Annotated in this window: 12 protein-coding genes, 1 tRNA gene and 3 pseudogenes; 8 read left to right on the top strand and 8 right to left on the bottom strand. The window is 30.7% G+C overall.

The annotated features are described in order from the left end of the window. Window positions 1-13: 13 nt before the first annotated feature. Window positions 14-235: pseudogene (locus L8V85_RS08440) on the bottom strand (hypothetical protein); the annotation flags it as partial. A gap of 372 nt (window positions 236-607) precedes the next feature. Between L8V85_RS08440 and L8V85_RS06510 the strand changes: the two are divergent. Then, window positions 608-1,114, top strand: a complete 507-nt coding sequence (locus L8V85_RS06510) for a hypothetical protein (protein WP_263660654.1) — start codon at window positions 608-610, stop codon at window positions 1,112-1,114. Window positions 1,115-2,267: 1,153 nt separating this feature from the next. Next, window positions 2,268-2,690 (top strand): annotated as a pseudogene (locus tag L8V85_RS08435) (methyl-accepting chemotaxis protein); the annotation flags it as partial. Between the two features lie 25 nt (window positions 2,691-2,715). On the opposite strand, the gene L8V85_RS06500 reads toward L8V85_RS08435, so the two are convergent. Both L8V85_RS06500 and dnaG read right to left on the bottom strand, forming a co-directional pair. Continuing rightward, entirely contained in the window at window positions 2,716-3,699 is a 984-nt protein-coding gene (locus tag L8V85_RS06500; RefSeq protein WP_263737699.1) for an argininosuccinate synthase, read from the bottom strand. 65 nt (window positions 3,700-3,764) lie between these two features. Next, on the bottom strand, window positions 3,765-5,552 hold the full coding sequence (gene dnaG, locus L8V85_RS06495; RefSeq protein WP_263737698.1) for a DNA primase: 1,788 nt from the start codon (window positions 5,550-5,552) through the stop codon (window positions 3,765-3,767). Window positions 5,553-5,626: 74 nt separating this feature from the next. Here dnaG and L8V85_RS06490 point away from each other — a divergent pair, with 74 nt between their 5' ends. From L8V85_RS06490 to L8V85_RS06465, 6 genes are read left to right on the top strand one after another with little or no spacing between them, the layout of a single operon-like run. Next, window positions 5,627-6,589 (top strand): hypothetical protein, encoded by a 963-nt coding sequence (locus L8V85_RS06490; RefSeq protein WP_263737697.1) that lies wholly within the window; start codon window positions 5,627-5,629, stop codon window positions 6,587-6,589. After that, on the top strand, window positions 6,586-7,026 hold the full coding sequence (gene rnhA / locus L8V85_RS06485; protein WP_133319006.1) for a ribonuclease HI: 441 nt from the start codon (window positions 6,586-6,588) through the stop codon (window positions 7,024-7,026). The genes L8V85_RS06490 and rnhA overlap by 4 nt, the downstream gene beginning before the upstream one ends. Next, window positions 7,019-7,687 (top strand): ribonuclease III, encoded by a 669-nt coding sequence (rnc, locus tag L8V85_RS06480; protein ID WP_220566461.1) that lies wholly within the window; start codon window positions 7,019-7,021, stop codon window positions 7,685-7,687. The genes rnhA and rnc overlap by 8 nt, the downstream gene beginning before the upstream one ends. After that, on the top strand, window positions 7,684-8,772 hold the full coding sequence (gene aroC, locus L8V85_RS06475) for a chorismate synthase (protein ID WP_263737696.1): 1,089 nt from the start codon (window positions 7,684-7,686) through the stop codon (window positions 8,770-8,772). Before rnc ends, aroC begins: the two co-directional genes overlap by 4 nt. Window positions 8,773-8,826: 54 nt before the next feature. Further along, a complete protein-coding gene (locus L8V85_RS06470) occupies window positions 8,827-9,870 on the top strand; it encodes a Cj0069 family protein (RefSeq protein WP_263661621.1) in 1,044 nt (347 codons plus the stop codon). Window positions 9,871-9,899: 29 nt separating this feature from the next. Next, entirely contained in the window at window positions 9,900-10,526 is a 627-nt protein-coding gene (locus L8V85_RS06465; protein WP_220566464.1) for a trimeric intracellular cation channel family protein, read from the top strand. Window positions 10,527-10,716: 190 nt separating this feature from the next. On the opposite strand, the gene L8V85_RS06460 is transcribed toward L8V85_RS06465, so the two are convergent. The 5 genes and pseudogenes from L8V85_RS06460 to L8V85_RS06440 form a co-directional block, all read right to left on the bottom strand. Continuing rightward, window positions 10,717-10,791: transfer RNA gene (locus tag L8V85_RS06460), tRNA-Glu, on the bottom strand. 55 nt (window positions 10,792-10,846) lie between these two features. Further along, window positions 10,847-12,001 (bottom strand): annotated as a pseudogene (nhaA, locus tag L8V85_RS06455) (Na+/H+ antiporter NhaA). Beyond that, complete coding sequence (nhaA, locus tag L8V85_RS06450) at window positions 11,998-13,158, bottom strand: Na+/H+ antiporter NhaA (protein WP_133319000.1); 1,161 nt, start codon at window positions 13,156-13,158, stop codon at window positions 11,998-12,000. Before nhaA (L8V85_RS06450) ends, nhaA (L8V85_RS06455) begins: the two are co-directional and overlap by 4 nt. Before the next feature lie 85 nt (window positions 13,159-13,243). Then, window positions 13,244-14,215, bottom strand: a complete 972-nt coding sequence (locus L8V85_RS06445) for an iron-sulfur cluster assembly scaffold protein (RefSeq protein ID WP_220566466.1) — start codon at window positions 14,213-14,215, stop codon at window positions 13,244-13,246. A gap of 11 nt (window positions 14,216-14,226) precedes the next feature. After that, window positions 14,227-15,405 carry a NifS family cysteine desulfurase gene (locus L8V85_RS06440; protein WP_263737695.1) on the bottom strand — a complete coding sequence of 393 codons (1,179 nt, stop codon included), beginning with the start codon at window positions 15,403-15,405 and terminating at the stop codon, window positions 14,227-14,229. Window positions 15,406-15,466 lie beyond the last annotated feature (61 nt).

Raw genomic sequence — 15,466 nt, 5'->3', positions numbered from 1 at the left:
TATAAAAATATTTTTAAACTTTAATATCTATAATTTTTGGAGTGATATTTTGAGAAAGAAATTGATTAAATTCTCCCACATCATCATTAAAGTTCATACCAAAAAGAATTTCTAATTCTTCTCTTGTGCTAAATTTATTTTTTAAAAGTTTTTTATAAGTTCATTTTTTTGTATTATCATCTTTGTAGGTTTCTTTATTTTTACTTTCACCTTGTATAGGTTTGAAAGATTTTTCTTTGTCTTTTTCTAAAGTTTCCTGAGGTTCATTAATCTTTTTGCTAAAATCAACAAAGTATGTATTTTGAAGCTCAAGGTATTTTTCTTTAAACTCATCTATGCTTTTGCTTGTGTGAAAAATTTTAACATAAGCTGCATCATAATCTATTCCATTTACGCTCAGCCAACGAGGTGATTTGGCATTTTCATTCATCCATTTAAATAAATCTTCAACTTCTTTTCTTTGTAAAAACTACTCAATTCTTTAGCTTTAACTTGATAATTTTTATTGTTTATAAAATATTTAATATTTTAATAAATTTTAATTTTTATTTAATGAAAAGTTTTTATAATTATAAAAATTTATAATTTATTAACTAAAGGAGAAAAAATGCGTAATTGGAGTCTTGGTGCTAAAATAGTTGCAATAGCTATTATAACGGTTGTTTTAATCTTAAGTATTTTATCTTTTTTGATTATAAACAGATCCACAGCTATTTTAAATACACAAATAGAAAATACACTCACAGCTTCTGTGCATCGTTATGGAAATCAAGCTGAAGCGAGTATTAGGTCTTTATTCGTCAGTACTATTGGTACACAAAGAACTTTAAACAATCTTATTTCAGAAGGTGCTATAAACCCAAAAAGGATAGAAAATATCCTCGGAGAAGCCATTGATGCAAATGGAGATATAGCTTATGGTTATTATTATTTAAAAGACGGAACTGCATATAAAAATTTGGGTGTTGATGTAAAATATTTTTCAAATAATAATGAATTTATGGTGTTAATGAGAGATGTAGATATTAACAATGCTGGCGGTATGCAAACTTTAGCAGCAAGTGAAGAGATTGCTAAAACTAATGCTATAAAAAATTTGATGGGGGGGGGGTAAGTTATATTTTGGAGAACCAAGATGGTATAACATACATGGAAATAAATTTCTAGGTGTTCATGTAGCCGCACCTATTGCAGATAAAAAAGGAAAGGCTATAGGTGTTGTTGGTATGCTTTTTGATCTTAAACCTACGGCTGATTTTTTAAATGATTCTTCAAGATCTATTTATCAAGGAGCAAGGAGGATTTTAATAGCAAGTAATGGTGTTATAGCTACGCATCCAAATGCTGAATTTGTTACAAAAAAGATTACAGAGGTTAATAAAAATACAGCTCATATAATAGAAGCACAAAAAACTATCCATGCAGGAGCTATTGATTATAAAGCAGATGATGGTAGTGAATATCATGGTGCTATAAGAGTATTTGAAATATGGCCAAATACAGGAATTTATTGGGCTATGTTGGCTATTGTCCCAAATGAATCTGTATATGCTTCTATTGTGGATTTAAGAAATATTATTTTGATTAATTCTATTATAGCGATAATTGTTATAGTGGTTGTGATTGGTACTTCAGTAAAAAGAATAGTTTCTATAAGAGTGCAAAGACTTCAAGATCATTTAATGAAATTTTTTAGATACTTAAATCATGAGCTTCCAACCGTTGAGGTTTTAATTCCTAGATATAATGATGAACTTGGAAAAATGGCATTAATGATTAATGATAATGTTCAATATATTCATACTTGTTTAGAAAAAGATGACATAACTGTGCAAAATATCTTAGAAGTATCTTGTGATATAGAAAAAGGACATTTTACTCAAAGAATAAAAGCAAATCCTGTTAATCCAAAACTTGTGGAATTAAAAGAAGTATTAAATAAAATGCTTGATGATATGCAAATGAAAATTGGTAAAGATTTAAATGAAATAGAAAGAGTTTTTAAAAGTTTTAAAAATCTTGATTTTTCAGATAAGCTTGAGTATGCTGATGGTGAGATAGAAAAATCGCTTAATGCAGTCGGAGAAGAAATAAGAAAAATGCTTCAAGCTTCATTAAAACAAGGGGAAATGCTTCAAACTAAAGCTGATGCTTTAAAAGAGAGTGTTTTAAAGCTTAATGATGGCGCACAAAAACAAGCTGATTCTTTACAAGAAAGCGCAGCTGCTGTTGAAGAAATGAGTGCTTCTATGAACGCAGTAGCAGCAAGAACTGAAGAGGTTATTAAACAAAGTAGCGATATTAAAGATGTAACTGATGTTATTAGAGATATTGCTGATCAAATTAACCTACTTGCATTAAATGCAGCTATTGAAGCAGCTCGTGCAGGAGAACATGGTCGTGGCTTTGCTGTTGTTGCTGATGAAGTTAGAAACTTAGCAGAAAGAACTCAAAAGTCTTTAGGTGAGATTGAAGCTAATACTAATATCTTAGTTCAATCTATTAATGAAATGGGTGAGAGTATTAAAGAGCAAGCTTTAGGAATTTCACAAATTAATCAATCTGTTTCAGTAATAGATGGTTTAACTAAAGAAAACTCACAAATTGCACATGCAACTAATTCTGTAGCAAATGAAGTTGATTCTATGTCGGCTGATATTGTAGCAGAAGTTAGAAGAAAGAAATTCTAAAAAAACTACCCTTTTTAAGGGTAGTTTAATTTACAAAATACTCTTGAATTTTATTTTTATCTTCAAAAGCCATACTTTGGAAAATTTTATCTTTAAAACCTATTTTGTATTTTGTATTATTTTGAGTTTTAGCATAAGTTAGTGCTATGCTTAGAGCAAGTTCAAGATCTTGCGGATTGATATTTTCATCTACTAAAGAATAAGCACCGATTAAATCAAAGAGTTTTAATTCTTCATATTTTTGAGTTTTTAATTCTTTTAAAAATTGATTTTCTAGCTCATTTCTACCTACTATCATTTTAGAGCCATTTGGAAGTCTTAAGTGGCGTCCATATTTTAAAAGTTGTGCATCATTAACTTGTATATTTTTATCAAATTTAATAAAATCTTTGATTTTATTTGAAAAACTCTCAAGTGTGAGCAAACATCCACCACCTGGACTTTCAAAATCTTCAAAACCAAATTTGGCAGCTAGTTCAAGTTGTCTTTTTCTACTTCTTCCGCTGATGTTTTCTAACTTTTCTCTATCAACCCAACCCTCACGCTCAGGTTTAGTTAAAGGTAAATTTTTAGCGCACATTGGACGCAAGATTAAATCTTCTTCATCAAGTGCTAGTTTTTTAACCTTAGTCATAGCATCATTTCTTTGACTCATAGGGCGTTGACCAACTACTTCTCCTGTGATGATAAAACTTGCATTTTCATCTTTTAACATAGAAAGAGCGGTTTTAAACATAAAAGCATGACAATCTATACAAGGGTTAAAATGTTTTCCATAACCATATTGAGGATTAAATAAAACTTCTTGCAAATATGCATTTCTTACATCTATCATTTCAAAACTAGCCCCTGCCATAGCAGCGCGTTTTGCCATGAGTTCGCTTTTATCGCTTGTACCACCAAAGCCTATATTGATATTTAAAGCTTTTACCTCTATGCCTTGAGAGCTTATAAGCTTTATAGCAAGCATAGAATCAAGGCCACCACTAAAAAGTGCTAATGCTTTCATTTTTTCCTTTCGAAATTTTTGGCATATTGTAGTGAATATTTTTTAATTTTTATGTAAGTTTTTATTTAAAAAACTTCTTCTTCAAAGTTATAATGAATTGCTTTTTTATCTTTTATATTTTTTTGTAATCTACTTAAAAATAATTCTAAACTTCCCTCATCATCTAAAAATTGGACATTTTTTAAAACTTCCATTAAATGATTAAAAAAATTTTCATCATTTTGATAGTTTTTTTTGATTTTTTCTAAATTTTGATTGAGCAAATTATAAATTTGCTTTTTAAAGGCTTGTTTTAAATTTAAGTTTTTTAATTTGTTAAAATGAGCAAAATTAATTTTGCAAATAGCATATAAAAATTCTTCTAAATTACTTAAAATTTTAATATTTTCGATCTCATAAAGTTCTCTTATGCTAGGATCATTAAAGTCTTTTTGTTCTAAAATAGCCTTAGCAATATCTTGATGTAAGAAATATTCTTTTGCGCTTAAAAGTTTAAAAAGTCCTATGGCTTTTTGATTTTCATATAAAAATTTCAAAAGTTCCAACTCGCTTATGTTGTTGATTTTATTTTGTTTTGTAGGAGTAAAAAAAATTATATTTTTTCTAGTATTTTTAGAAAGTTTTATATCATTAATATTTACACCCAAAAGATTTGCTACTAAGGTAGTGTAGGAATTTGCTATTAAAGGTTCAAGGTTAAAAGTATATTTTTGCACCTCTTCTAAAGCCTTTTGTTTACTAAGTGCTGAGCTTAAATCAAAATTTGTGATCAAATTTCTTATATAAAATTCTCCAAGTTCTATACCTTTTTCTAAAATATTAAAAAGCAATTTTTCTTGATGAGCGGCCACTAGTTCAGCCGGATCTTTCCCACCTTCTATTAAAACTACTTTTCCATCAATTTTTGCTAAACTTAGTAAATGTGCTGAACGCACGGCGGCATTAAGTCCTGCATTATCATTATCAAAACACAAAATCACTCTTGCCTCTAATCTTTTTATCAAAGGTATGTGATTTTCACCTAAAGCTGTTCCTAAAACTGCTACAGCATTTTTAAATCCTGCCTTATGAAAGGCTATGGCGTCCATATAACCTTCACAAATTATCATTTCTTTTTGTTTGTAAATGGTATCTTTTGCTAAATTGAGTGCATAAAAAACGCGTGATTTATCAAAAAGTTTGCTTTGAGGTGAATTAACATATTTTGCCATATTTGCTTCATCTAAAGTTCTACCACCAAAGCCTATGAGTAAATTTTTATGATCATAAATACTAAAAGTAATGCGGTTGATAAAACTTGCATAAGCACCATTTTCATTTTGTTTTATTGCGCCAACCTCTAAGGCTTCTTCTTGAGTGATTTGCTCATTTTGTAAAAGTCTTAGTGTTTCATTAGAACTTGGTGCAAAGCCTAGCTCAAAGGTTCTAATATCCTCATCATTTAAACCTCTTTTATAAAGATAAGTTAAAGCTTCTTTGTTTTTAGCTAAGTTTTGCTTATAAAAAGCATTAAGAGTAGGTAAGATGTGAGTGATAGATTTTTTATTGTCCTGTTTTTGTGAGGTGTAAGTAAGTGAAAAATTACTCCACGAAGCAACCTTTTCTACCGCTTCAACAAAGTTTAATTTCTCATAATCCATTACAAATTTAAAAACATTGCCCCCAGCTTTACATGCAAAACAATGATAAAATCCTTTAATAGAATTAATATGCATGCTAGGATTTTTATCATCATGGAAAGGACAAACGCATACATAGCCTGAACCTTGTTTTTTTACTTCAACATAATGAGCTATAATATCAACAATATCTGTTTTTTGTAAAAGTTGTTCTATACTTGCTTGTTCTATCATATTTAAACCTTAAAGAAAATTATATAAGCATTTAGCTATAATTGTTATAAATTTGAAAGTTAAGTTGCAAGATTATGGATTTTTTCTTTGTAGAATACCGCGATCCTTTATTCGGTCTTATTGTTTTGACGGCTTTGATTTTTATCGTTGCTAGCTCACATTATATATGGCGGTTTTTTGCAAGCAAAGATCAAAAAAGCAAGCTTGATCGTTTTGTAAAAAAATTTGAAATCAATTCTACCCATCAGCAGATTTTAAAAAATGCCAATTTAAGTATAGAAAATTTAAATTTCCTAGCTCAAATTTTTACCAAAAGTGGTGAATTTGAAAAAGCTGTGGGAATTTATCTTATAGCTTTGCAAAAGACAAATGAGGCTAATCAAAAAGAATTTATCTTTTTTTCATTAGCACAAGTTTATCTAAAAGCAGGATTTTTAGAGCGTAGTGTAGAAGCTTTGTTAAATGCTTTAAAAATCAAAGCACGCAATAAAGAAAGCTTAAAACTTTTAAAAATTGTGTATTTAAAACTTAAAGATTATGATAAGGTTTTAGATGTTTTAGAATGTTTATTTGAGCTTGGAGAAAATATATATGCAGAAAAAGCTTTGATAAAGGCTTTAAAAATTCAAGCAAGTTCTAAAGAGCAAAAGCAAAAGATTAAAGAAATTTTAATTTTTAGCAAAGATAATGAGTATGTTTTAAGATTTTGTTTTTTACACTATAAAGATAAACTTACTCAAATGCCTAAATTTGAAAATGTTATTGATTTACTTAATGAATGTAAAAGCCCACTTAATCTTGAAGATGAAAAATACCATGAGTTTTTTTATGCAAAAAATTTAAGTACAAAATCTATTCCTATAAAAAATCATAAACTAAAAATTTTAAAAATTTTAAATGATAATAAGCTAAGTGCTAATCTTAGCTTTACTTATGTGTGTAATAATTGCAAAAATCAAAGTCCTTTGTTTTTTTATCATTGTCCATTTTGTTATGAATTTGGAAAATGTGAGATTTATTATGAGGTAAAAGCTTGAAAAATATTGAAATTTATACAGACGGCTCGTGTTTAAATAACCCTGGTTTTGGAGGTTGGGCTTATGTTTTAACTTATAAAAATCATCAAAAAGAACAAAGTGGGGCATGTGAGAATACAACAAATAATCGTATGGAGTTAATGGCCATTATACAAGCTTTGAAAGCTTTAAAAGAGCCATGCGAGGTAAAATTATACACAGATTCAAATTTAATGGTGCAAAGTATTAATGAATGGCTTAAAGATTGGATAAAAAAAGATTTTAAAGGTAAAAAAAATATTGATCTTTGGAAAGAGTATTTAAATGTTGCTAAAGATCATAAAATAACTGCTTTTTGGATCAAAGCACATAATGGCCATGAATTAAATGAGCGTTGTGATGAACTAGCAAGAAATGCAGCCTTGAAACTCCAAGAAGAAAGGTTGATAAATGCTTAAAAAACTCCAAGAAAGATTAAGTTATCATTTTAAAAATGAGCAATTACTCATCGAAGCTTTGACACATAAAAGCTATAAAAAGCCTTATAATAATGAAAGATTAGAGTTTTTGGGTGATGCTGTGATGGATTTAGTAGTAGGGGAGTTTTTGTTTTTTAAATTCCAAAAAGATTCAGAAGGAAACCTTTCTAAGCTTAGGGCAGCTTTGGTAAATGAAAAATCTTTTGCAACCTTAGCACAAAAACTTGATCTTGGAGCATGTATTTTTATGTCTATTGCAGAAGAAAATAATGATGGACGCAATAAACCTTCTATACTTTCTGATGCCTTTGAAGCTTTAATGGGAGCTTTGTATTTAGAAATAGGTTTTGAAAAAACTAAAAACATAGCATTAAATTTACTCAATGAAGTTTATCCGCATATTGATACACAAAGTTTATTTAAAGACTATAAAACAAGACTTCAAGAAATTACACAAGCAAATATGGCAGGCACACCTGAGTATGTAGTGATGAAAGCTTTTGGACCTGATCATAAAAAGCAATTTGAAATTGCAGTAAAAATTCAAGGTATAGAAGTAGCAAGATCTATAGCAGGTAGTAAAAAAGAAGCCCAACAACAATGTGCCAAAATAGCACTTGAAAAATTAGGAAAACTATGAATAGCTTTGGAAAAAGATTTAAATTTACAAGCTTTGGCGAATCTCATGGTCAAGCTATAGGTTGTGTGATAGATGGTATGCCAGCAGGGGTGAAGTTTGACTTTGATTTTTTGCAAGAAATGCTAGATAAAAGAAAACCAGGTCAAAATAAATTTAGCACTCCTAGAAAAGAAGAAGATAAAGCTCAAGTTTTAAGCGGGGTTTTTGAGGGTTATACAACAGGAACTCCTATAAGTGTTTTGGTGTATAATGAAAATACACGCTCAAAAGATTATGAAAAAGATGTGTTTCGTCCTGCACATGCTGATTTTACTTATTATCACAAATACGGCATTAGAGATTATAGAGGTGGTGGAAGAGCTAGCGCTAGAGAAAGTGTAGCAAGAGTGGCAGCAGGGGCGTTAGCTTGTATGCTTTTAAAAGAGTTTGATATAGAAATAATGAGTGGAGTTTTTGGGGTAGGAAGTATTGATAGCAAACTTAGTAATGATGAGTTCGATTTTAATTATGCTAAAAATAGTGAAATTTATGCTTTAGATAAAAATTTAGAGCAAAGTTTTAAAGATGAAATTTTAAAAGCTAAAAAAGCTAAAAACAGCATAGGCGCTAGAGTTTTTACTAGAGTGAAAAACCCTATTAAAGGCTTAGGTGAGCCTTTGTATGATAAGCTTGATTCTAAACTTGCTCATGCAATTATGGGAGTCAATGCGGTTAAAGCTATAGAAATAGGAAGTGGCATTCAAAGCAGTTATATGTATGGAAGCGAAAATAATGATGAGCTAAAAGATGGAGTATTTTTAAGCAATCATAGCGGAGGTATATTGGGTGGAATTTCTAATGGAAATTTTATCGATATAAAAACATATTTTAAACCAACTCCTTCTATATTTTTACCCCAACAAACACAAAATATTCAAGGAGAAAATATTATACACGAGTTACAAGGTAGACACGATCCTTGTGTGGGTATAAGAGGCAGTGTTGTAGTAAATGCTATGGTAGCTATATGCATGGCCGATGCTTTACTTTTAAATGCAAGTTCAAATTTGCAAAATTTACAATGTATTTATGGAAAAAATAAATAAAAATTTAATACTTATTTTGATATGATGATAAAATATCTTTAAAAAGGGAGCAATATGAAAAAAAATATCGTATTTTTTGAAGTTAGAGGTGGTAGCGATAAAGGTGAAGATGGCCATAGAAAAGACACCATGCCTATGGTAAATGCTTTAAAAGAGCAAGGTTGGAACGCTGAGGTTATCTTTTTTGAAGTTGAAAAAAAAGACGAAATTTATGAATATGTAAAAAACAATGCTGATGCTTATGTTTCTAGAATTAACCCAGGAAATTTAAAAGAAGAAAATGAATACTTTGATATGTTAAGAAAACTTTGTGCAAATGGTGTTATAGGTATGCCTCATCCTGATGCGATGATAGGATATGGCGCTAAAGATGCACTTACTAAGCTTAATAAAACAGCTTTAGTGCCTGAAGATACTTATGCGTATTATGATATTAAAACTTTTAAAGAAAGTTTTGTAAAAACCTTAGCAAAAGGCGAGAGGGTTTTGAAGCAAAATCGTGGTTCAACAGGTGAGGGAATTTGGCGTGTGAGATTAATAGATGAACTGCCAGCAGGGACTACAAGTGTGCCATTAAATGCAAAAATCAAATGCACAGAAGCAAAAGACAATCATACAGAAGAAAGAGAGCTTGGTGAATTTATGGATTTTTGTGAGCAATACATTGTGGGTGATAATGGTATGCTTGTAGATATGACTTTTTTACCGCGTATTAAAGAAGGTGAAATTAGAATTTTAATGCTTTATCATACTCCAATTTATGTAGTGCATAAAAAGCCTGCAGAAGGTGCTGATGCATTCTCTGCTACACTCTTTTCAGGTGCAAAATATAGATATGATGAGCCAAAAGATTGGCAAGAATTGGTAGATTGGTTTTTAGCGACCTTACCAGAAATTCGTTCAAAGCTTGGAAATTACGATATTCCTTTAATTTGGACTGCCGATTTTATCTTAGATACAGATGAAAATGGTAAAGATAAATATGTTTTAGGTGAGATTAACTGCTCTTGTGTAGGATTTACTTCTCCTGCTGAATTTGTTGAGCCTATTGCTAAAAAAGTAGCTCAAAATATCATTAATATCGTGAGTAAAAATTAACCCTTGTTTAACAAGGGTTTTAACTCATTATGCTTTTAACTATACTTTATATTATCGGAATTACTGTTGATGCAATGACGGGGGCTATTGCTGCAGGACGGCACAAAATGGATCTTTTTGGAGTGATATTTATAGCTTTGGTAACAGCTATTGGTGGAGGTTCTATCAGAGATATTTTACTTGATCATCATCCATTAACTTGGATTAAAACTCCTGAATATGTCATTTTGATTTGTGTTGCGGCTATGATTACAACAAAAATTGCTAAATATGTTATAAGACTTGAAAAACTTTTTTTAATTTTAGATGCTATAGGTTTGGTTGTTTTTAGTGTTTTAGGTGCACAAATTGCAATAGAAATGGGGTATGGTTTTATAGTGGCTGTGAGTTCAGCTGTGATTACAGGTGTATTTGGCGGGATATTAAGAGATATATTATGTGCTAGGATACCACTTGTATTTCAAAAAGAAATTTATGCAGGTGTGGCCATATTAACAGGAGCTTTGTATTATATATTGCATATTTTAGGCATAGATGAATTATGGGTAATTCTTGCTTCATTGATTGTAGGAACTATAGCAAGACTTTTAGCGATACATTATGGTTTAAGTTTGCCTATATTTTCTTTTAAAGATGGAGAAAATAAAGAAAGCTAATTTTATTTTTTAGATTTTAAAATGCAAGTTTTGTTATTTATAATGTTTTTATAAAATCCCTGCGAGCTTTGCTAGTAAGCAATATTTATTTATATTTTATTTTAGAATATATATTTGATATATTAAATTTATATTAAGCTTAAATATTGAAACTATCGTTTATGCTATTTTTATTTAGGAGTTAAAAGAGTGGTGACCCATACGAGACTCGAACTCGTGTTACCGCCGTGAAAGGGCGATGTCCTAACCGCTAGACGAATGGGCCAAAACATTAAATTAAGAAATGAAATTATATCTTATTTAATTTAAAAAAAGCTTAATTATTTAATAAAACGCAGGTAAAAATAGCCAAATACACCAGAAGCTAATGAGGCTAGTAAGATTGCAAAGTTATCTACAAAATTAAATATATCACTCACCTCATAAGCAAGAGCATCTATAAAAAAGCTCATGGTAAAACCTATACCTGTGAGTATGCAAACTCCATAGAGTTGTTTAAAATTTGCATCTTTTGGTAGTTTTGCAAGTTTGAATTTAATCGCCATATAGGCAAAGCCAAATACACCTAGTTGTTTTCCAACAAAAAGTCCCAAAAATATACCCATGCTTACACCACTAAAAAGCATATGAAATTCTATTTTAGAAAGATCAACTCCTGCGTTTGCAAAAGCAAAAAGTGGCAGTATTATAAAAGCTATCCAAAATTTTAAACCATGCTCAATTTCTTCTAATAAAGCATGATTGTTTTTTGTATATACAGGAATGAATAAAGCAGTAATAATACCTGCTAAAGTCGCATGTACTCCACTTTTTAATACACTAAGCCAAAGCAGAGCACCAAGTATATAATAAAATGATTTTCTTTCATTACCTAAGCGATTAAGTAAAAACAAGCCAATAATGCAGCAAAAGGCAACAAAAAAAGCCAAAGTTGAAAGCTCACCTGTATAAAAAATAGCAATGATTAAAATAGCTCCTACATCATCAAAAATCGCCAAAGAAACTAAAAATATTTTTAAAGAGCTTGGTATGCGTTGTTTTAGCATTGCAAGTATAACTAGAGCAAATGCAGTGTCAGTTGCTGTTGGTATAGCCCAACCTTTTAAAACATAAGTATCATTAAAATTAATAGCACAAAATATCAAAGCAGGTGCTACTATACCACCTATGGCAGCTATTAAGGGTAGAGTAATATTGCTAAGAGTTTTAAATTCTCCTTGAACAAATTCTTTTTTTAATTCAAGTCCTATTGCAAAGAAAAAAATTGCAATCAGTCCATCATTAATCCATAACAAAGAAGGTTTAAAAAGCTCTCAAGCTCCTATTTTTATACCCATTTCTACACTTAAAAAATTCATATAGTGTTGTCCATAAGGGCTATTTTTGAGTAATAAAGCAAAGATTGTTGCTATTAAAAGCAACAATCCTCCTAAAATTTCAAGAGATAAAAAGCTTTGGAGGTTTTTAAATTTCATTTTTTGAAACTATAAATGAGTTTTAAATAAACATAGCCAATCACAGCGCTTAACAAAGAGGCTATTAAAATAGCAAGCTTATCTGAATATGCAAAAATATCACTATTTTGGTAAGCTAAGCCATCTATAAAAAAGCTCATGGTAAAACCTATACCTGTGAGTATGCAAACTCCATAGAGTTGTTTGAAATTAACATTTTGTGGAAGTTTTGCTAAGCCTAGTTTTATACTAATATATGAAAATAAAAAGACACCTATTTGTTTTCCTAAAAATAAACCTAAAATAATACCTAAGCTAACCGAAGAAAACATAAAGCTTGGATCCATATCTTTTAAATCAACACCTGCATTTGCAAAGGCAAAAATAGGTAAAATAAAATAACTTACCCAAGGTGCTAAATCATGTTCGATTTCTTTTAAAAAAGATTTTCCATTTTTTGTTTCAAGTGGTATAAACAAAGCAGTAATCACACCCGCTAAAGTTGCATGCACTCCACTTTTTAGCATGCTTATCCAAAATACTATAGCTATAATGATATAAAAGGATTTTTTAGTAACATGAAAATGATTTAATAGATAAAGTGCTAATATACATACCAAAGCAGCAATCATAGCAAATACTGAAAGCTCGCTTGTGTAAAATAAAGCAATCACAATAATCGCACCCAAATCATCAAAAATAGCCAAGGAAAGCAAGAATAATTTTAATGAAGTAGGTACTTTTTTACCTAAAAGCATTAAAATTCCTACTGCAAAAGCCACATCAGTTGCTGTTGGTATAGCCCAACCTTGCAAAGCAAAAGCATCTTTATAATTAAAAAATGCAAAAATCAATGCAGGTACTATCATACCACCAAGTGCAGCAAATACAGGTAAAGACATAGCTTTTATACTATTTAGCTGTCCTCTTGTTACTTCATACTTTAATTCAAGCCCTATGGCAAAGAAAAAAATTGCAATAAGTCCATCATTAATCCATAAAAGCAAAGGTTTGAAAATTTCTAAACTTCCTGCTTGAAACCCAAAAGGAATATTTAAAAAGTTGGTGTATTGATCTGTTAAAGAGCTGTTTTGTAAAATTAATGCAAGTAAAGTGAAAAATATTAGCAAAACACCCGGAAAAGTTTCGCTTTTAACAAAGGTTTGAAGTCTTTGCATATAAATAGCCTTTTTAAATTTTTAATTAATGCGTTATTTTAACATAAAAAGGCTTGAAATTTAAAAGTTTAAGCAGAAAAACTGCTTAAACAGGTATAACGCGTATATTTGGACTAAGTTCTTCTTGTAAGATATTTTCTATGGCATATAAAGTTGCGCCACTTCCGCTTGAGCAACCACTGCAAGCTCCAAGATAGCGTATATATACATCTATATTTTTACTTTCACTTTTTTGTATATCAATTACTTCCAAATCCCCACCATCTCCGTGTAGCATCGGACGTACATCGCTATCTAAAACAGCCTCTACTGCTTTTAGTTGTTTAACCATGGTCATATCATCAAAAGCAATATCTGCTTTACTTTGATCTTTTAATCTCTCTCTTTCCATTTCGGCTCTAGTTTCAGCTAAAATATCTACAAGGTAATAATCTTTTTTCTCATGTCCTCCAGGCTTAACACAAGATTTACAAAAAGCTCCTGCTTTTGTAAATTGTGTGATTTCTTCTACTGTATGTAAATCATTTAGTTTAATTACTTCTTTGATAGTTCCAAGGCTTACTCTAGCACATTCACAAACTATAATTTGATCTTCAAAGTCTTCAGGATTGACTCCTTTATAATGTGCCGCCGCTTGTTTGATAACATCATAAGCCATAACCGAACAGTGCATTTTTTGAGGTGGAACCGCAGGAGTTTGCGGATTATCTCTCATAGCAAATTCAACATCTAAATTTGTAATTTTAACAGCTTCATCCACGGTTTTACCTATGCAAAGATCAACCATAGTATCGCTACTTGCTATTGCTGTTCCACAGCCAAAGCTTTTAAATTTAGCATCAATGATTTTATCTGTTTTTTCATCCACTAGCCAATAAAGTCTAACTGCATCACCACAGCTTTCAGCTCCAAAATCTGCAATAATAAGTTTTGCATTTGCTTTTTGTGCATCTTCTTGTGTAAATTCGCCCATATGTTGAGGGTTATTCATTCTATCTTGTACTTTTTGAGAATACTCATCCCAAATAGATCCGCCAATTAAATTATTTTTTGCCATTTTTTTATCCTTTAAATATTTTCAGGCTTATACGCATAAGTACTTGAGATTGCTCTAAGTCTTTGCGTTGCTTTTTTTATCTGCTCTGCTGTATAATCAATTTCATCTTCTGTGTTAAATCTAGATAAAGAAAGTCTTAGGGCAGTATGAGCTAAATCATTTTCAGCACCAATTGCTTCCATGATAGGGTTGCTCTCAAGTGCTTCACTAGCGCAGGCTGATCCAGTGCTTGCTGCTATGCCATTTTTATTTAAATCCCAAAGCATAGCTTCACCTTCTACGCCTTTAATGCTTGCTAAAATTGTATTTGGAACTCTTCTTGATCTATCTCCAACTACGCTTGTATCAGGCATTGCTAAAATTAAATCTTCTAGTTTGTCTCTTAATTTTCTAATGTGTGAATTTTCAAAGTCAAGCATAGTATTTGCAATTCTTAAAGCTTCTGCCATTGCTATAATATATGGCACATTTAAAGTTCCACTTCTTCTGCCACCCATATGCTCACCACCATGTAAAAGTGGAGTTAGTTCTATATCTTTTTTAATATAAAGCCCACCAACTCCTTTTGGACCATGGAATTTATGTGCAGAAAATGAAGCAAAATCAACTCCAGCTTTTGCAAAATTAACTTTGATTTTCCCAACAGCTTGGGTTGCATCAGTATGGAATAACGCTCCGTATTCATGAGTAATTTGAGCCATTTCTTCTATAGGAAAAATCATACCAGTTTCATTATTTGCCCACATAATACTCACTAGGGCAGTTTTATCTGAAATAACTTCTTTTAAATCTTTTACGCTAGAAACACCCTCATGATCAACACCAAGTTCTATGACTTTTACTCCTAAAGATTTTAAAAACATAGCACTAGCAGCTACTGCGGGATGTTCCACGCTAGAAATAATTACTTCATTTCTATCGCTATTTAAAATTTTATCAAAATACACACCTTTTAACACCCAATTGATACTTTCTGTAGCACAGGAAGTGATAATAATATCATCTAAATCACTTGCCCCAAGTCCTGCATAAAGTTTATCCATAGCTTCTTTTAAGGCAGGATGGGTTGCACTACCCCATTGATGAAGGCTATTTGGGTTTCCAAAATGCTCTTTTAAAAAAGGCTTCATAAGCTCGTAAGCTTCTGGTGCAAGTTGTGTTGTTGCGTTGTTATCTAAATATACTTTCAAATTATACTCCTTTAATTAGGATAATTTTTATCTTTTTTGTTAATATACACTAAAATATTAA

It is taken from the genome of Campylobacter sp. IFREMER_LSEM_CL2090 (assembly GCF_025771865.1).
Lineage (GTDB): Bacteria > Campylobacterota > Campylobacteria > Campylobacterales > Campylobacteraceae > Campylobacter_D > Campylobacter_D lari_D.
The sequence above is the reverse complement of the archived record's forward strand: the minus strand, read 5'-3'. Positions and strand labels throughout refer to the sequence as shown.